At 64.9% G+C, this 18,575-nt stretch carries 12 protein-coding genes, 2 tRNA genes and 1 riboswitch; of the genes, 8 read left to right on the top strand and 6 right to left on the bottom strand.

The genetic code is table 11. The annotated features are described in order from the left end of the window. Positions 1–41: 41 nt before the first annotated feature. Positions 42–1,280 (top strand): FAD-dependent oxidoreductase, encoded by a 1,239-nt coding sequence (locus K226_RS0109785; RefSeq protein ID WP_024814632.1) that lies wholly within the window; start codon positions 42–44, stop codon positions 1,278–1,280. Positions 1,281–1,332: 52 nt separating this feature from the next. On the opposite strand, the gene K226_RS0109780 is transcribed toward K226_RS0109785, so the two are convergent. Continuing rightward, entirely contained in the window at positions 1,333–2,853 is a 1,521-nt protein-coding gene (locus tag K226_RS0109780) for a CoA-acylating methylmalonate-semialdehyde dehydrogenase (RefSeq protein ID WP_024814631.1), read from the bottom strand. 111 nt (positions 2,854–2,964) lie between these two features. On the opposite strand from K226_RS0109780, the gene K226_RS0109775 reads away from it, so the two are divergent. After that, complete coding sequence (locus tag K226_RS0109775) at positions 2,965–3,909, top strand: LysR family transcriptional regulator (protein WP_024814630.1); 945 nt, start codon at positions 2,965–2,967, stop codon at positions 3,907–3,909. A 57-nt stretch (positions 3,910–3,966) separates the two neighbouring features. Further along, positions 3,967–5,487, top strand: a complete 1,521-nt coding sequence (locus tag K226_RS0109770; RefSeq protein WP_024814629.1) for a bifunctional ADP-dependent NAD(P)H-hydrate dehydratase/NAD(P)H-hydrate epimerase — start codon at positions 3,967–3,969, stop codon at positions 5,485–5,487. Positions 5,488–5,585: 98 nt separating this feature from the next. Here the strand turns inward: K226_RS0109770 and rnr are convergent, their stop codons facing one another. Continuing rightward, positions 5,586–7,910: a ribonuclease R gene (rnr, locus tag K226_RS0109765; protein ID WP_024814628.1), complete on the bottom strand. Its 2,325-nt coding sequence runs from the start codon at positions 7,908–7,910 to the stop codon at positions 5,586–5,588. A gap of 19 nt (positions 7,911–7,929) precedes the next feature. Between rnr and K226_RS0109760 the strand changes: the two genes are divergently transcribed. Next, positions 7,930–8,014, top strand: a tRNA-Leu gene (locus K226_RS0109760). A 190-nt stretch (positions 8,015–8,204) separates the two neighbouring features. Next, a tRNA-Leu gene (locus K226_RS0109750) sits at positions 8,205–8,289 on the top strand. Between the two features lie 93 nt (positions 8,290–8,382). On the opposite strand, the gene K226_RS0109745 is transcribed toward K226_RS0109750, so the two are convergent. Both K226_RS0109745 and K226_RS0109740 read right to left on the bottom strand, forming a co-directional pair. Then, a complete protein-coding gene (locus tag K226_RS0109745; RefSeq protein WP_081739352.1) occupies positions 8,383–8,829 on the bottom strand; it encodes a GNAT family acetyltransferase in 447 nt (148 codons plus the stop codon). A gap of 4 nt (positions 8,830–8,833) precedes the next feature. Beyond that, positions 8,834–11,572 carry a DUF349 domain-containing protein gene (locus K226_RS0109740; RefSeq protein ID WP_024814626.1) on the bottom strand — a complete coding sequence of 913 codons (2,739 nt, stop codon included), beginning with the start codon at positions 11,570–11,572 and terminating at the stop codon, positions 8,834–8,836. A gap of 965 nt (positions 11,573–12,537) precedes the next feature. Between K226_RS0109740 and K226_RS18855 the strand changes: the two genes are divergently transcribed. The 3 genes from K226_RS18855 (at position 12,538) to nrdR (ending at position 15,327) form a co-directional block, all read left to right on the top strand. Further along, positions 12,538–13,374, top strand: coding sequence for a lytic transglycosylase domain-containing protein (locus K226_RS18855; protein ID WP_035240977.1), 837 nt, complete (start codon positions 12,538–12,540; stop codon positions 13,372–13,374). 53 nt (positions 13,375–13,427) lie between these two features. Continuing rightward, positions 13,428–13,580, top strand: a riboswitch (ZMP/ZTP riboswitch). Positions 13,581–13,615: 35 nt separating this feature from the next. Then, complete coding sequence (gene glyA, locus K226_RS0109730; RefSeq protein ID WP_024814625.1) at positions 13,616–14,860, top strand: serine hydroxymethyltransferase; 1,245 nt, start codon at positions 13,616–13,618, stop codon at positions 14,858–14,860. 17 nt (positions 14,861–14,877) lie between these two features. Next, entirely contained in the window at positions 14,878–15,327 is a 450-nt protein-coding gene (gene nrdR, locus K226_RS0109725) for a transcriptional regulator NrdR (RefSeq protein ID WP_024814624.1), read from the top strand. A gap of 206 nt (positions 15,328–15,533) precedes the next feature. Here the strand turns inward: nrdR and K226_RS0109720 are convergent, their stop codons facing one another. Both K226_RS0109720 and aroC read right to left on the bottom strand, forming a co-directional pair. Further along, positions 15,534–17,324 (bottom strand): bifunctional metallophosphatase/5'-nucleotidase, encoded by a 1,791-nt coding sequence (locus K226_RS0109720; RefSeq protein WP_024814623.1) that lies wholly within the window; start codon positions 17,322–17,324, stop codon positions 15,534–15,536. 26 nt (positions 17,325–17,350) lie between these two features. Beyond that, positions 17,351–18,448, bottom strand: a complete 1,098-nt coding sequence (aroC, locus tag K226_RS0109715; protein WP_024814622.1) for a chorismate synthase — start codon at positions 18,446–18,448, stop codon at positions 17,351–17,353. Positions 18,449–18,575: the final 127 nt, after the last annotated feature.

The following is an 18,575-nucleotide window of genomic DNA, read 5'->3' as shown; positions in this document are numbered from 1 at the left end:
GCTTTACCATCAAGCGCTAGAGCCCTAAAACATTCAAACTCATGAAAATTGCCATCGTGGGCGCCGGCATTGTCGGCGTGTCCACCGCATACGAGCTGGCCCGCGACGGCCACGAGGTCACCGTCTTTGAGCAACGCAACGCCGCAGCCGAGGAAGCCAGTTTTGCCAACGCCGGCCTGCTATCGCCGCACCTGCTCACCCCCTGGGCCGCACCCGGCCTTGGCAACCCCCTCAAGGTCATGGGGCGGCGCGCCACGCTTCGGCTGACCCAAGGCGTGCGGGGGGCCGACCTGGCATGGCTGTGGCGCTGGCAGCGTGCAGCGCGGCGCGGCGCGCAGGCGGCGCAACTGTCGGCGCTCGAGGGACTGGCCCGCTACAGCCAGCAACGCCTGCAGCAGATCGCCGCTGAGCACGAGCTTGACTTTGAAAACAGCCAGGGGCGACTCGTCCTGCTGCGCACTGCGCAGGAGCAGGCCCGGTGGCAACCTGCCCTGCAGGTCTTGCGCGATGCCGGAATTGCGCTGCGCGAGATCGATGCCTCAGCCGCACGCCGGATCGAACCCGGGCTATCCCCCGAAGCCCCGCTCGCAGGCGCCCTGCACCTGCCCGACGCCATGGCCGGCAACTGCCGGCTGTTCGCACAACTGCTGCGCCAGGGCACGCAGGCCGCCGGCGTGCAGTTTGCGTTGGGCACCCGCGTGGCAAGGCTGACATCCCAGCCCATGGGAGTGCAGGTGCACGGTGAAAGAAGCGCACGGCCCTTTGACGCCGTGGTGCTGTGCGCCGGCATGGCCTCGGCCGCCCTGCTGCGTCCACTGGGCTTGCGCCTGCCCATGGTGGCGGTGCATGGATATTCCGTCAGCGCACCGCTGCGCGAGGCGCTGCACGCGCCCGTGGCCAGCGTGGTGGACAGCCTGCACCAGATCACCATCACCCGCCTGGGCCAGCGCGTGCGCATTACCGGCGGGGCCGAGCTGGGCGGGCAAGATGCCCCCCACCACGCACCCACGCTGCAGCAGCTCTATCTCGGCATGAACGAATGGTTCCCGGGCGGTGCCCTGCTGTCTTCGGGGCTGCAGGTGTGGCGCGGCGCACGCCCCACGCTGCCCGATGGCGCGCCCGTGGTGGGCGCCAGCGGCGTTCCAGGCCTGTGGCTCAACACCGGGCACGGTGCGGGCGGATGGGCACTGGCCAGCGGCAGCGCCCGCGCCGTGGCCGACCTGATCGCCCAGCGCAGCCCCGATGTCAGCCTGGATGGGCTGGGGATCCAGCGCTTTTGAACCACCACAAAAAAAGGGCTTGTGGCCCTTTTTTCGCACAGACAGAGTCGCCTTACTTCGCCGTCGGCATCACGAATTCGGCCCCCTTGGGCGTGCTCTCGGGCCAGCGCTGCATGATGCTTTTTTGCTTGGTGTAGAAACGCACGCCTTCTTCTCCATAGGCGTGCATGTCTCCAAACAGGCTGCGCTTCCAGCCACCAAAGCCGTGCCAGGCCATGGGCACGGGAATCGGCACGTTGATGCCGACCATGCCCGCCTGGATGCGGCGACCGAACTCGCGGGCCACATTGCCGTCGCGCGTGAAGCAGGCCACGCCGTTGCCGAATTCATGGTCGTTGACCAGCTGCACGGCCTCGCCAAAATCCTTGGCGCGAACCACCGCCAGCACGGGGCCGAAAATCTCTTCCTTGTAGATGCGCATGGCGGGCGTGACATGGTCAAACAACGTGCCCCCCAGCCAGAAACCGCCTTCGCAGCCTTCGCCCGCCTGCTTGCCGTCAAAGCCACGGCCATCCACCAGCAGCTGTGCGCCCTCTTTCACGCCCAGGTCGATGTAGCCCGAGATGCGCTCGTGGGCGGCACGGGTGACGATGGGGCCCATCTCGGCCGCCAGGTTGGTGCCATTGAGCACCTTGAGCGCCTTGGTGCGCTCGATGAGCTTGGGCACCAGCTTGTCGGCGGCATCCCCCACCAGCACGGCCACGCTGATGGCCATGCAGCGCTCACCGGCCGAGCCGTAGCCCGCGCCGATGAGGGCGTCCACGGCCTGATCGATGTCGGCATCGGGCATGACAATCATGTGGTTCTTGGCGCCCCCCAGGGCCTGCACGCGCTTGCCGTGGCGGGCACCGGTTTCATAAATGTAGTTCGCAATAGGGGTCGAACCCACAAAGCTCACCGCCTTCACGTCGGGGTGCTCGATAAGCGCATCCACCGCCTCCTTGTCGCCCTGCACCACGTTGAACACACCGTCGGGCAGCCCTGCCTGCTTGAACAGGTCGGCCATCAGCAGCGAGGCCGTGGGATCGGTGGGGCTGGGCTTGAGCACGAAGGTGTTGCCCGCAGCGATGGCCACCGGAAACATCCACATCGGCACCATCACCGGGAAGTTGAACGGCGTGATGCCCGCCACCACGCCCAGGGGCTGGCGCAGCGTCCAGTTGTCGATGCCCGTGCTCACCTGGTCGGTGAAGTCGCCCTTGAGCAGCTGCGGAATGCCGCAGGCAAATTCGATGATGTCGATGCCGCGCGCCACCTCGCCCTGCGCATCGGTGAACACCTTGCCATGCTCGGCCGTGATGGCATGGGCCAGCGCGTCCTTGTGCTGGTTGACCAGCTCCAGAAACCTGAACAGCACGCGCGCGCGGCGGATCGGTGGCGTGTCGGCCCAGGCCGGAAAAGCAGCCTGCGCCGCAGCCACGGCCGCATCCACATCGCCGCGGTTGGCCAGCGCCACGCGGCCCGTCACCGCGCCTGTGGCGGGATTGGTCACCTCCTGGCTGCGGGTGCTGGTGCCGGCGGCGCGCTGGCCCTGGATGTAGTGGCCAATGGTCGGCTCGGTGGCTGTGGTCATGCAAACCTCTTTAAAAATCAGTGGGAAGTGGCCTGCAGTCTAGAAGCCGCACCCCGCCCCGCCAAGACCGCCACCGTGAATTGATTGTTCACCATGGTGAACAATAGCGCCATGAAATCATCCACCCGCGCCACCCCCGAAACCCTGTGGTCCCACCTGCACTGGCTGGTGGTGCTGGGCGAGCAAGGCAGCTACACCGGCGCGGCGGCACGCCTGGGCGTGAGCAAGGCCGCCATGAGCCAGCACATTGCCGAGCTGGAGCGCGCGGCAGGCGTTCCGCTGGTGCGGCGCACCACGCGCAGCGTGGGCCTGACCGAAGCGGGCCGGCAACTGGTGGACGACACGCGCGGCGCCTTCGAGCGCATCGCCGAGAGTTTTGCCGGCGTGTGCGACCGCGCCGGCGTGCCCCATGGCCGCCTGCGCGTGACCGCCCCCGTGGCACTGGCACGCCAGCAACTCATGCCCCGGCTACCGGCCTTCTTGCGCTCCTACCCGGAGGTGCGGCTGGAGCTGGACATGTCGGACAACCTGCGCTCGCTCACCCTCGAAGGCCTGGACCTGGCCATTCGCCACACCGCCGTGGCGCCCGACACCCATGTGGCCTGGCTGCTGTGCACCACGCAATCCGTGCTGGTGGCCAACCGCGCCTACCTGCACCGCACCGGCATACCCACGACCCCGGACGACCTGCGCCAGCACGACTGCCTGCACTACCCCCGCACCCAGGAGGCCCCGGCATGGACGTTCGAGCCTATGGTGCCGGGGGACTCCCCGCGCCTGACCGTGCCCGTGACCGGCCCGCTGGCCGCCAACAACAGCGAGGCCCTGCGCGATGCGGCGCTGGCGGGCCTGGGCATCGCCCTGGTGCCCGACTTCAGCGCGCAGGCGGCGCTGCAGGCGGGCAAGCTCGTCGAAGTGCTGCCGGATTGGCGGCCGGTCGGCACCTTCAGCGAGACCATCCATGCGATCCGCCCCTACTCGGCCCATGTGCCACGCGCGGTGGCGGTTTTCGTGGAATGGCTGCGGGAAGCCTTTGCACCCGGTTTCAGGGCCTGACGCAATAATGGCTCGCCACTGCTTTGTGATTGACTGCCCCCCATAGAAAACGCTGCCATGCACCCCATCCCCCCCCAGCAGCCCCACCCCCTGTTCAACACGGCAGCCACCCGGCGCCTGGAGCAGCAGGCCGCAGCAGCCCTGCCGCCGCACACACTCATGCAGCGCGCCGGCCTGGCGGTGGCCCGGCTGGCGCAGGCGCTGGCGCCCCATGCGCGCACCGTGTGGATTGCCTGCGGCCGCGGCAACAACGGTGGCGACGGGCTGGAGGCAGCCATGCACCTGCAGCGCGATGGACGGCGGGTGGTGGTGACATGGCTCGGCACCCCGGAGCACGCACCCCCCGATGCCCGCCAATCGTGGCAACGCGCACTGGACGCTGGAGTGACCTGGGCCGATGAGGCGCCCTCCGACATGACCGCCGCAGACCTGTGCATCGATGCCCTGCTGGGAATTGGCGTCTCATCCGCCGCCCCAGCGCGCGCGCCAGACCTCCGGCTGCTGGGCGTGCTGGTGGCCTTGCAGCACAGCCCGGCCCCCGTGCTGGCCGTCGATCTGCCCTCGGGCCTGGATGCGGACACGGGCCAGTTCGCTGCAGGCTTTGCCTTGCCGACAGGGCCGATATCCAGGCAGCATCCAAAATCACGCCACACGCTCAGCCTGCTGACGCTCAAACCCGGCCTGTTCACCGCCGCGGGGCGAGACGGAGCAGGCAGCGTGTGGCTGGATGATCTGGGCGTCTCCCCCGAACCAGAGTCCCCCAACGCATGGCTGGCTGGCCCCGCCCTGCCCACGCAGCGCAGCCACGCCAGCCACAAGGGCAGCTACGGTGATGTGGCCATCGTGGGCGGCGAAGGCCTGGCGGCGCGAGGGCTGGGCATGACGGGCGCAGCGCTGCTCGCAGCCTCTGCCGCATTGCATGCCGGCGCGGGCCGGGTGCTGGTGGCCTTGCTCGACGATGGCCAGATGGCCATCGATATGGCGCAGCCCGAGTTGATGTTTCGCCGCTTTGACGCACTGGCGCTGGAACAGCTCACGGTGGTGTGCGGCTGTGGCGGTGGCGAGGCCGTGCGCGCAGTGCTGCCCGCCGTGCTGGCACGGGCCGCCCGGCTGGTGCTGGACGCCGATGCGCTCAACGCCTTGGCAACCGAAGCCGCGCTGCGCGCGGAGGTAGTGTCTCGCGCCGCGCGGGGGCTGCCTACGGTGCTGACACCCCACCCGCTCGAAGCGGCGCGGCTGCTGGGCATGTCCGCCGCCGAGGTGCAGGCCAACCGGTTGAACGCGGCACAGCAGCTGGCAGAGCAGTTCGATTGCGTGGCCGTGCTCAAGGGCTCTGGCACCGTGATCGCGGCACCAGGGTACCCGCCAGCCATCAACCCCACCGGCAACGCACGGCTCGCCACGGCTGGCACAGGCGACGTGCTGGCGGGCATGGTGGGCGCGCACCTGGCAGCGGGCGCCGAAGCGCAGCCTGCTGCATCACAAGCCGTGTACCAGCACGGTCTTGCCGCCGATCGCTGGCCTGCAGGCCACCAGCTGACGGCCAGTGCCCTGGCGCGCCACATTACCCAATTTTAAGCATGAAAATAGCCGATAGCCCTTATTGGTAAAGCGCTAGCAGCTATTAATAATATAGCAATTCAAACACCGGCGCAGCGCGGTGGGCTACCTGGGGTTCAACTGCGGCGCGGCTTTCGGCTCTTGCTTTTGCCGGTGGTGCCGCTGGAGGCAGTCTTCTTGGCAGATGCCTTTGCCTTGCCGGGGGAGCGCGCAGCCTGTTCCCGGGTCATTGAGGCACGCTCGGTCGCCGACGGCTCAGGCGCCTGGGCACGCTTGCGGTCGCCGGAGCGCCCACCCGCCTTGCGTGCACCGGCGGACTCCGGCGCCACGCCCTTGTCCTTGAGCGCGCGGCCCACCAGCTCCTCGCCCTCTCGTATCAGACGGAAGTCGATCTTGCGTCCATCCAGATCCACGCGGCTGACCTGCACGCGCACCCGGGTGCCAATCGAATACCGGATGCCCGTGCGTTCACCGCGCAGCTCCTGGCGTGCCTCGTCGAACTTGAAGTATTCGCCGCCCAGTTCGGTGATGTGCACCAGGCCTTCCACATACATCGCATCCAGCGTCACGAAGATGCCGAAACTGGTGGCCGCGCTGACCACGCCACCATATTCTTCGCCCAGGTGCTCGCGCATGTATTTGCACTTGAGCCAGGCCTCGACATCGCGGCTGGCCTCGTCGGCGCGGCGCTCGTTGGCGCTGCAGTGCAGGCCTGCGGCTTCCCAGGCCTGCGTATCGCGGCAGGGCGGCACCACATCCTTGCGCGGTTTGGTGCCCGGCGCTGCCACGCGGGCCGCCAGGCGCTTGGCCAGCTTGGCGTGCGCTTCGCCCGGCGTGGGCAACGAGGGCAGCTTGTATTTGCTCTTGCCCAGAATGGCCTTGATGACACGGTGCACCAGCAGGTCGGGGTAGCGCCGGATGGGGCTGGTGAAGTGCGTATAGGCATCGAATGCCAGGCCGAAGTGACCGCTGTTGACCGGCGTATAGATGGCCTGCTGCATGGAGCGCAGCAGCATGGTGTGGATCTGCTGCGCGTCAGGCCGGTCTTTGGTGGCCTCGGCAATCGCCTGAAATTCTGACGGATGGGGGTTATCGCCAATCGTCATGCCCACCGCCATGGCCTTGAGGTAGCCGCGCAGAATTTCCTGTTTTTCGGGCGTGGGGCCTTCGTGCACACGGAACAGGCCGGGCTGGCCGCCCTGCGCGATGAAGTCAGCACTGCACACATTGGCGGCCAGCATGGCTTCCTCGATGAGCTTGTGCGCATCGTTGCGCGTGCGGGGCACGATCTTTTCGATGCGGCCGTTTTCGTCGCAGACGATCTGCGTCTCGGTGGTTTCAAAATCTACCGCGCCGCGCGCCTGGCGTGCGATGAGCAGCGCGCGGTACACGTCGTGCAGGTTGAGCAGGTCCTTGACCCGGTCCTTGCGCTTGCTGGCCTCGGGGCCGCGCGTGTTGGCCAGGATCGCCGCCACCTCGGTGTAGGTGAAGCGTGCGTGGCTGAACATCACGGCCGGGTAGAACTGGTACGCGTGCACCTCGCCCTTGGCAGTCACCAGCATGTCGCAGACCATGCACAGGCGCTCCACCTCGGGGTTCAGAGAACAGAGCCCGTTGCTGAGCTTCTCGGGCAGCATGGGGATCACGCGGCGCGGAAAGTAAACGCTGGTGGCGCGGTCGTAAGCGTCAATGTCGATGGCGCTGCCGGTCTCCACATAGTGGCTCACATCGGCAATGGCCACCAGCAGGCGCCAGCCCTTGCTGCGCCCCACCTTGGCAGGCTCGCAATAGACCGCGTCGTCGAAATCGCGGGCGTCTTCGCCGTCGATGGTGACCAGGGGCACGTCGGTCAGGTCCACACGGTGCCTCTTGTCCTGCGCGCGCACCTTGTCGGGCAGCTCTTTCGCTTGCGCCAGGCATTCGGCAGAGAACTCGTGCGGCACACCATATTTGCGCACCGCGATTTCAATCTCCATGCCCGGGTCGTCCACCTCGCCAAGCACCTCGGTGATACGCCCCACGGGCTGACCAAACAGCGCGGGGGGCTCGGTCAACTCGACCACCACCACCTGCCCCGGCTTGGCCGCGCCGGTGGCCCCCTTGGGAATCAGCACATCCTGCCCATAACGCTTGTCTTCAGGAGCCACCAGCCAGACGCCGCTTTCCTGGAGCAATCGGCCGATCAGCGGCTGCGGCGGGCGCTCGATGATTTCCACCACGCGCCCCTCGGGACGGCCGCGGCGGTCCTGGCGCACGATGCGCACACGCACACGGTCTTTGTGCAGCACGGCGCGCATCTCATTGGGGGGGATGAAGATGTCGCCTTGGCCATCGTCGCGAATGACGAATCCATGGCCATCACGGTGCCCCTGAACGCTGCCTTCAATCTCGTCGGACAGATGCGCAGCGGGTGCGTCGGGGGTGGTTTTTTTGATATACAATCTTAGACTTTCCTGAAATGCCCAGGTGGCGGAATTGGTAGACGCACTAGTTTCAGGTACTAGCGAGTAACATCGTGGAGGTTCGAGTCCTCTCCTGGGCACCAAGTTTAACGAGAACCGGGTATGGTTTTCAAACTATTCAAGCCGCTGCAGCCGCAGCGGCTTTTTTATTTTCTGCAGCCGAAATGCTTGCGTGGCCTGCGCGTGCCCGAGCGCAACCCTAAATACAAAAATCTTCGCACCCTAACCTGCGGCCTCATAAAGTTGTTCTATAATTTGATTCTTTCCTGAGATGCCCAGATGGCGGAATTGGTAGACGCACTAGTTTCAGGTACTAGCGAGTAACATCGTGGAGGTTCGAGTCCTCTTCTGGGCACCAAAACACAAAAAAACCCGTTGCAATTGCAACGGGTTTTTTCGTTTTGGCCGCCACTATTGGCGGTCAGCCCATTGCCATCCAGAGCACAAGAACTCAAAGGTCGGGAATCAGGCGCTTGCCCAGACTAAAGGCATCATCCCTGGCGTAGCCCAGCTTTTCATAGAACGCTATCACCTGCACATTGGTGGTGCGCACCAGCACATTGATCTTTGGGCAGCCCATCGCCAGCAATTGCTGCTCGACCCGCTCCATGAGGCTGCGGCCAATGGCAAGCCGCTGCCTGCCTGGCGCCACTGCCAGGTAATAGACCGAGCCGCGATGGCCGTCATAGCCGCCCATGGCGGTCCCGACGAGCACGTTCTCCCGAACCCGCCCCTGGAGCAGAGCCACCAGAAAAAGCCCGGGCTGCACGGCCTGCTTGCGCGCAATATCTTTGTGGGGGTCATTCCACGGGCGCAGCAAGCCGCAGTCGCGCCAGAGTGCCACCGTAGCAGACTCGTCCCCCGCTTCAAAGGGACGTATCTGCAATGCGGTGGTCATGCGCTCACTTGCGCAGCAGTGTTTTCAGTACGTTCTGCAGACGTCGCGCACTGGCGGGGTGATTGGCACTGGCAAGCACACGCGCAGCATCTTGACCCCAGGTCTGGGCGGGCGCAGGATCGTTGCGCCGGGTGAGCAATTGCAATTGCAAGAAACGGCGGGCGTCGATGTGTTCTGCCGGGGTTGGCGCTTCGGCTGCCATCTCCAGCCGGAGCAAGGCTTCGGCTGCGTCGCCGGCTGCGGGGGCAGACAACGCCTGCGCCCATGCGCCACGCACGGCCCCTGTCACCCGGCCACCCAGCTCCTGTGTGCTTGGCAACAGCGCCGCGTCGCGCTTTTCCCACGCTGTCAGCAGTTGCGTCAGCGCTTCACCGTGGGCCTGCGCCGCCAGCTTCTTGAGCGCGAGCTGTGCGTGCTCCATGGCGTCGCGCTGGGCACGGAAAGCCGTGTCACCCAGGCGCGGTCCGCGGTCTTCGTAAGCGGGACGATCACCGAAGCGGCCACCACGGTCATTGCGATCACCAAAATGACCGTCTGCACGCGGGCCACGGCCTGCATCGCGATCACCACGGCCCTCTCGGCGATCGCCCGGGCGCCCGCCACGACCTTGCGCTGCGGGGGCATCTTTCTTCATGCCTGGGCGATCATCGCCGCGCACCGCCACCACCGGGCGCGCAGCCGGCTTGGGCGCAACAGGGACGGGAGCAGGAGCTTCTTCGGAACCTTCCGAGGAAGCATCAGGCGCTACATTTTCAGGAGCATCAACCGCTGCTGGATTGTGCGCTTGAAGCTGATTTGGCTCGTTGTTCTGTGCCGACGCCACAGCCTGTACCGCCTGCGCCTGCCCGTGCAGTGCGGCCTCCAGTGCCTGCATGGCCGTGCGAATTTGCTGCACATCGCCGCTGGCATTGGCCGCTTCCAGCGCCTTGGAGGCCTCCAGCACCACACGATCACGCGCACTCAGTTCAGTCACAGCCTTTTCGCGGTCTGCCGATTTGCGGTTGAAGGCTTCGTCAATCGGCTTGCGGAAGGCATCCCACAGCTTTTGCTCATGCTTGCGGTCCAACGGCACGGTCTGGGCTTCGGCCTGCCAGCGCTGCTGCAAGGCTTTGACCGCATCAATGCGCAGCGTGGGAGCAGCGCCCAGTGCCACCGCTTCATCAATCATGGCGTGGCGACGGGCAAGGCTCTCTTTTTGCGCGTTCTCCAGCGGTGCAGCGGCAGCGGCGATGGTCTGCTTCCAAAGCGGCTGCAGTTCGGCAAAGATCTTTTCGCCGACATGACCGCCTTCACGCCAACGGTCGCCAAACTGGTGCAGTGCGCGGTTGATGGCCTTCCAGTCACCAGAGGCGGCATGCTCTTGCGCCCAGGCCTTGACCTCTTCGATCAGGGCCATGCGCTGGGCCTTGTGCTCGGCAGCTTCGGTGCGGATCTTTTCGAGCCAGGCTTCCACCACCTTGTGCGCGGCATTGCACGCCTCATCAAACTTTTTCCACAAGCCGTGGTTGGCTGCACCGCCCTGATCCGACTGCTTCCACTGTTCGCGCAACTGGCGCAGTGACTCCTGCATCTTGCGGCCACCCAACGCCTGACCGTCAGGACGATGCAGCAGGGCTTCTGCCTTGGCCACCAAGTCTTCACGGACCTGGTCTGCACTCCAGCGCTGCCAGCCTTCCAGCTCACCCGCTGCCACCAGGGCAGCGTGCACCTGGTGCTCCAGCGCGGAGTCAATGTGCTTGCCATGGACCTTCAGCACGGCGCGCAGTGCCGCAGCAGCGCCCGCACTGGCCTTGCCATGCCCTTCGGCGGTTTCCTTTTCCAGCGTTGCCAGGGCTTCGCGCACGACTTGCACGGCCTTCTCAACCACCTCAGGTGCGACTTTGGGCTTGACCACTCGGGCGGGCTTGGCAGCGACTGCGGCAGCCGCCTCAGTTGGCAGCCCGCGCACAACACGCAATTCATCGGCCCACACGGGTACGGGCGGCAATGGGGCAGCCGCGTCCTCGGCAGCCGCAGCGGCTTGCGCCACGGCGGGCTGGAAGGCGTCCCACACCACAAGCAACTGTGTGCGCGAGGCCTCCAGCAGTAACGGAAAGCGCGCCTCCACGCTGACCCAGCTGGCGTCTCCGGTCAACTCCTGGGCTTGCTCCTGCCAGCGCGCAACGTCGGCACGCAGCAATTCCAACGCAGCATGCGCATCTTTCCAGGACTTGGTGGAGAGCACCTCGATGCGTTGGGCCAACAGCACGGCGGCTTCTCGTTGCACCTGCACACGGTGCTGCAGGTCTTCGATCACCTTCACGCGATCGGCGACCTGAACCTTGAGCAGCGAAAGAGGTTCGCGCGAAAGGGGCGCGCCCGCCTTGGCCGCATCGCGCTGCCACGCCAAGGCGTCGGCAATGTTGAGCTTTGGAGCCGCCAGCAATGCGTGGGCCTTCTCGGCCCACTCGGCCGCAATGGCCTCCTGTCCTTTGGCGCGGCGGATTTCATCCAGCCGTTCGCGTACCGCGCGTGCAGCCCCCTTGTCGCGCCCGCTCAGTTCCTTAAAAACCTCTTGCAGTTGCTCGGGCGCCGGCTGGGTGGCGAGCCAGTCACGGATGCGGGAAGCCCGCTCACTTGACGTGGCGGCCGAGAAAGCGCCACCAGTCAGCGCATCCAGGGGATGCGACTCTTGGGTTTTGGCCGGGGCCGGATTCACTTCAGGTACGTCGGACATTTTGCTGCGAGAAAAAAAAGGAAACATGGATCCAATGAATGAGAGGACCGGACAAGCCACTTGGGGGAAAGCTGGACGCTGCGGCCAAATGCGTGAGCGCTTGCGAGCGGGAGTGCCATTTTCACCGGGTTCCAGCAAAAGACCACGCCATGGCGTCGGGCCAAGCATCAAGAAATGATCTGGCGCAAGCTGGTCAGATCGACTGACACGGGCAGGTCGGTTGATGAAATCCACTCTCCCGGCGCAACGAGGCCAGCCATGGAGAACCCCGCCCATTATCCCTATATATATGCAACCGGCGAACTGCCCCCCGCAACCGGCCAAAACACAGACACAACACCCGGCATGGATGCACCAACAAGAAAGCCCGGTGGACAGACCTCATGGCCTGCCCACCGGGCTTGACGGCTGACGCAACGGTCTTTGCCATCGGTTCGCAATCTGGAGTTGAAAGTCCACATTGCGAGGAGACAAGGTATTGCCTCCAAGGTTTGCCATAAAAGCTGCATCTGCTGCACCTGGGCACTGCATGCCTTCAGCGGGAGACTTTGCCTTGTCTGGCGATGCCTGAAATCGACAGGCAACGCAACCTTACCAAACTCACTCGCCCAACTCAAATTGCATTCTCAATGGCTCACAACACAGCGATTGAAATTGACACACAGTGGTCACAGAACATGCGCTTCCATGCCAGCCGAAATTGCAAAAATAGGCGCTTTACTGAGGTTTTTTACAGCTTTATCATAACAATTATGTATTTTGAATAACTTTGTTAGTATTGACTTGGCATTAAGTGACCTCCTAGAATCCGCCAGCCCCCAACAGGGCTAGTAAAAACCCCAACCCGCTGCCGAACCCGGCTAAGTCAATTCATCGCTCGAGTCATGAACGAAGCACGGAATTGATGGCGTACCAATCCAGGTGACTCCCTGAGCCGATGCTGTCGTTGACGACGGTATCGCACGCAGGCGTCGCTTCAGAAAGGAAGAGCTATGACAGCGTCAGGAAAAATAGTCTCCGGCGTGCGGACCTTCGTGGCCGACGTGACCGAAGGTTTCCTTGAAATCACCCACAACAGTTTTGCCCTCATCGGGCTGGCCGTTGCCTTTGTTGTTTTGACCCTTACGGCCCGCCCCGACCTGCGCCAGGCAGGCGAGGCGCATCTGATGGACTGGCTGCAGTCACGTCAGGTGGCCCTGCTGGAAATGCCAGTGGAGCTGGGTGCCATCGAACGCGCCACTGCCAGCAACCCCAAGGATCTGCCAAAAGAGCAGGCTGCGGTGGCTTACTGGCTGAGCAAGAAATACCGCGTTGCGCCAGAACCCCTGAGCGCACTGGTGGCTGAAGCTTATGAAACCGGCGCACGCACCAAGATCGATCCGACCCTGATCCTGGCCATCATGGCCATCGAATCCAGCTTCAACCCCTTTGCCCAGAGCTCCGTGGGCGCTCAGGGCCTGATGCAGGTGATGACGCGGGTTCACACCGACAAGTACGAAAATTTTGGCGGTCACTTTGCAGCGTTCGATCCGGTTACCAACCTGCGCGTCGGTGTGAAGGTGCTTCAGGAATGCATAGCCCGGGCTGGTTCGGTGGAAGGCGGGCTGCGCTATTACGTGGGCGCGGCCAATCTGCCCGATGACGGCGGATACACCGCCAAGGTGCTGGCCGAGCATTTCCGGCTGCGCCAGGTCGCTGGCGGACGATCCACTCCCATGAACCCGCCCGCCACCCTGTCGACCCAGGCCCCGGCCCCGGCCCGCACCGTACCGGTTGTCGCGCCCGCCGATGCCCCCGAAGCCGCAGGCGACAAGCTCGCGCTGCTTTAAGGTCTTTGAAAACGGGCATCCCATCGAGTGATGAGGCGCCGGTCAGCTACACTAGAGGCGTACGCGACTGGCGATAGGCGTGGCTCCCCACAAGGTGCCGCCGCTGACGTGGAAACCGGCAAGGGCATGCCTCTTGTGAACCACTAGGGAGCGTGCCGCAAAGGCTCAGGGCCTTCTGCGTTCCGCCGTTCGCCTGGGCAGCCCTTGTTTCAAGGGACACAAGTTCATAGGACTGCCAATCATGTACAACCGCAATATTCTTGTCGAACAAACCGATCCCGAGCTGTTTGCCGCCATCCAGGCTGAAAACGCCCGGCAAGAGCATCACATTGAGCTCATCGCCAGCGAGAACTACGCCTCCCCCGCAGTGATGTGGGCTCAGGGCACGCAACTCACCAACAAATACGCCGAAGGCTACCCCGGCAAGCGCTACTACGGTGGCTGCGAGCATGTGGACGTGGCCGAGCAACTGGCCATCGACCGCGTCAAGAAAATCTTCGGCGCCGAAGCCGCCAACGTGCAGCCCCACTGCGGCGCATCCGCCAACGAGGCGGTATTCCTGGCATTCCTCAAGCCCGGCGACACTATCATGGGCATGAGCCTGGCCGAAGGCGGCCACCTGACACACGGCATGCCACTGAACATGTCCGGCAAGTGGTTCAACGTCATCTCCTATGGACTCAACGCCCAGGAAGCCATTGACTACGACGCGATGGAAGCCAAGGCACGGGAACACAAGCCCAAGCTCATCATTGCCGGTGCCTCGGCCTACAGCCTGCACATCGATTTCGAGCGCTTTGCAAGAATAGCCAAGGAAATCGGCGCCATCTTCATGGTGGACATGGCCCACTACGCCGGGCTGATTGCCGCCGGCGTCTACCCCAACCCCGTGCCGCACGCTGACGTGGTCACTTCCACCACCCACAAGAGCCTGCGCGGCCCCCGTGGCGGCATCATCCTGATGAAGGCCCAGCACGAAAAGGCCATCAACAGCGCCATCTTCCCCGGCCTGCAGGGCGGCCCGCTGATGCACGTCATCGCGGCCAAGGCCGTGGCTTTCAAGGAAGCGCTGCAGCCCGAGTTCAAGGCCTACCAGGAACAAGTGGCCAAGAACGCCAAGGTGGTGGCCGAGACGCTGACCGCACGCGGCCTGCGCATCGTGAGCGGCGGCACGCAAAGCCACGTGATGCTGGTGGACCTCCGCGCCAAGGGCATCACCGGCAAGGAAGCCGAGGCCGTGCTGGGCGCCGCTCACATGACCATCAACAAGAACGCCATCCCCAACGACCCTGAAAAGCCGATGGTGACCAGCGGCGTGCGCATTGGCACCCCCGCCATGACCACGCGCGGTTTCAAGGAAGAAGAAGCGCGCATGACGGCCCACCTGATCGCCGACGTGCTGGACAACCCGCGCGACGAGGCCAACATCGCCGCCGTGCGTGCCAAGGTCAACGCGTTGACGGCCCGTTTCCCTGTTTACGGTTAAGCCCAGCGCACTGCCCCATGAAGTGCCCCTTCTGCAGCCACCAAGAGACGCAAGTCGTTGAAACCCGGGTGTCTGAGGAGGGGGATTTTGTTCGCCGTCGGCGCCGGTGCAGCGCCTGCGAAAAACGCTTTACCACCTACGAGCGCCCCGAGGTGAACTTCCCGGTGGTGGTCAAAAAAGACGGCCGCCGCATTGAATACGAGCGCAGCAAGTTGCTGGCCTCGTTCAATCTGGCTCTGCGCAAGCGGCCCGTCAGCACCACCCAGATCGACAGCTCCATTGAGCGCATCGAGGAAAAGCTGCTCAACATGGGGCAACGTGAAGTGCTTTCCAGCCACATAGGCGAGCTGGTCATGCGCGAGCTCAAGAAGCTCGACAAGGTGGCTTACATCCGCTTTGCCAGCGTGTACCGCAGCTTCGAAGACATCGACGATTTCCGCGCAATGGTCGATGAGGTTGGCAAGTAATCCGCGTCTGATTTAAAGCTTTTTTAGCCTCAAGCGCTTATCTATCAAGCGCATACAGCTATTAATTAAATAGCAGATCATGACCCGATGGTGGCGCCAGCAGGCCGCACGGCGGCCATGCGGCTCACCTGCCTCCCGCCACCAATCACTATCAAAAATAGAGCTACTGGCGCTTGATGCATAAGCGCCAGGGGCACTTTTTGGCCTTATTGGTTGGACCCGGTGACCTGTGCACTCCGGGTGATGCGGTTCGTCGCCGGGGGTGCCAAGGGGCTGCTGGCGCGGAAATAGGCCTCCAGTGCGTCCAGGTCCTGGCCCCCGCCCAGCATGTCCGGCACTTGGGCAAACACCGTGAAATTGTCGCCACCGCCCGCCAGGTAGTTGCTCATTGCGACACGCACACGGGCCTCATCGGTCAGTGGCTGGCCGTGCAGCGCCATGTGGCTGATGCGCGCACCGGCGGGCCGCGAGAGGTCGTAGGAATAGCCAAACCCCGCCGACACCGACAGCACGCGCGGCCGCTCGGGCGTGTTGGTGCCACTGTCAAACTGCTGCTCCAGCGCCGCACGCAGCTGCGCCCCGGTGAAGGTCTTGACGACCAGGTGGTTGCCAAAGGGTTGCACGGCAAACAACTGCCCGTAGCGCACCAGCCCCTGCTCGTCGGGCACCAGGTCGGCGCGCACGCCGCCGGGGTTCATGAAGGATATCTGCGCCCCGCCCTGCCCGGGTAGGCGCGTCGCATGCAGCTGGGCATCGGCAATCAGGTTGCCCAGCGGCGATTCGAGCGACGGGCCGGGTTGCCGCAGGATGGCAGCGGTGACCTGCCCCACGGGCCGCTGGGCCAGCGGCACGGCCGCCGCATGGTAAGTGGCCACCAACTGCTGCACGCCGGTGTCGACGGGAAACACGGGCACAACGGCGCTCGTGTCCACACGGCCCTGCGGGCCCGTGAACCCTTCGCCCTGCACGATGACCTGGCGCGCCGCCTTGCGCACCACGCGGCGTGTGCGGGTGTCCACGCGCAGGGCAATGTCGGTCACCAGCGTGCCATACAGGCCCGCGCTGGTCAGCAGAAATGGGCGCTGCGGGTTCACGCTGGCGTAGTCGCACACATAGGCCCGATGGGTGTGGCCCGACACCACTACGTCGATCGCCGGGTCCAGCCGCTCAAGGATGGGCACGATGTCGCCGCTGAGCCCCGCGCAACTGGTCTCGGTGATGCCGGCCGCGGTGCCTCCGCCCTCGTGGATCACCACCACGATGACATCGGCGCCCTGGGCGCGCAACTGCGGCACCAGCGCGTTGGCAGTGGCGGCCTCGTCCTCGAACCGCAGCCCGACTACGCCAGCGGGCGACACCATGGTGGGGGTGGCCTTAAGCGTGAGACCGATGAACCCCAAGGTAATCGTGGCGCCCCCATCGTGAAACCGCTTGAGCCCCGTGGGCGGCAACAGCGTCTGACCATCCTCGCGCACGGTGTTGGCGGCCAGAAAACCGAAGCGGGCGCCCTCAAACGGACGGGATATCTGGCAGGGCGTGCGCACAGTGAACTGCTCGCAACCGCCATGCTGCAGCCGTAGCAGCTCGCGCCAGCCACGGTCAAACTCGTGGTTGCCCACGGCGTTGAAGTCGATCTGCATGCGGTTGACGGCCTCGATGGTGGGCTCGTCCAGAAACAGGGCCGACACCAGCGGCGAAGCCCCCACCATGTCACCGGCAGACACCACCGCGTGGTGCGGATTGCTGGCCTTGAGCGCCGCAATGGCGCTGGCCAGATAGGCCGCGCCACCGGCCGGCACGGCAACAGCACCGTCAGGCCCCGGCACGCGCACCACCAGGCGGGGCGGCTCCAGATGGCCGTGCAGGTCGTTGAAACCGATCAGCGTGATGTCGATGTGCTGCGGCGCCGGTGCCACGGCGGCACAACCCGCCAGGGCCGCCAGCATGCCCAGGGCAAAGGCGGTGCCCAGGCCCCGGCGCGATAATCCCCGTGCCATCGCAGGCAAACGGGCCACCGGAGCCCTTAAAGGAAAGAGGCCCGGATGGGCGCCACGTTGGCCACCACATCGGCGCACTGGGCGCGGTGGCGCAACGCGTGGTCCATCACCACCAGCGCCAGCAAGGCCTCGGCAATGGGCGCGGCGCGAATGCCCACGCAGGGGTCGTGGCGCCCCTTGGTGATGACCTCGGCGCTGTGGCCGTGGATGTCAATCGACTCGCGCGGGCTGATGATGGAGCTGGTGGGCTTGATGGCAATGCTCACTTCCAGGTCTTGCCCGGTGCTGATGCCGCCGAGCACGCCACCCGCGTTGTTGCTGCGAAAGCCTTGCGGGCTCATGGAATCGCCGTGCACGGTGCCGCGCTGGGCCACGCTGGCAAAGCCGGCGCCAATCTCCACGCCCTTCACGGCGTTCAGGCCCATCATGGCGTAGGCGATGTCGGCGTCGAGCTTGTCGAACAAGGGCTCGCCCAGCCCCACCGGCACGCCCGTGGCCTGCACGCGGATGCGTGCGCCGCACGAGTCGCCGGCCTTGCGCAGCCCATCCATGTAGTCCTCGTACTGCGCGACATCGGCCACTGGCGCAAAAAACGGATTGTTGCGCACATGCTCCCAGCCCTCGAACGGGATGGCCAGCTCGCCGAGCTGCGTCATGCAGGCCCGAAACTGGGCGCCGTATTGCTGGGCCAGCCACTTCTTGGCCACGGCACCCGCGGCCACCGTGGGCGCTGTCAGGCGCGCTGACGAACGGCCGCCACCGCGCGGGTCGCGAATGCCGTATTTGTGCCAGTAGGTGTAATCGGCATGGCCGGGCCGAAAGCTCTCGGCGATGTTGCTGTAGTCCTTGCTGCGCTGGTCGGTGTTGCGGATCAGCAGGGCAATCGGCGTGCCGGTGGTCTTGCCCTCGTAGACGCCGGAAAGAATTTCGACCGCATCGGGCTCGCTCCTCTGCGTGACGTGCCGACTGGTGCCGGGGCGGCGACGGTCGAGGTCGGCCTGGATATCGGCCTCGGCAAGCGGCATGCCGGGCGGGCAGCCGTCAATCACGCAGCCAATGGCCGGGCCGTGGGATTCACCAAAATTGGTGACTGCGAATAAGGTACCGAAGGTGTTGCCGCTCATGGCGCAGGATTATCCCAGACGACCACCCACGCAAAGACACAGCGCACGAGAAAAGCCCCCACCGCCTGCGCCCGCGCGGCCCAGGCCAGAGCCACCGCGCAAGGGCCGCCCCGCCGCGCCGGTGGCG

This window comes from Acidovorax sp. JHL-3, assembly GCF_000526295.1.
Classification (GTDB): domain Bacteria; phylum Pseudomonadota; class Gammaproteobacteria; order Burkholderiales; family Burkholderiaceae_C; genus Acidovorax; species Acidovorax defluvii.
The sequence above is the reverse complement of the archived record's forward strand: the minus strand, read 5'-3'. Positions and strand labels throughout refer to the sequence as shown.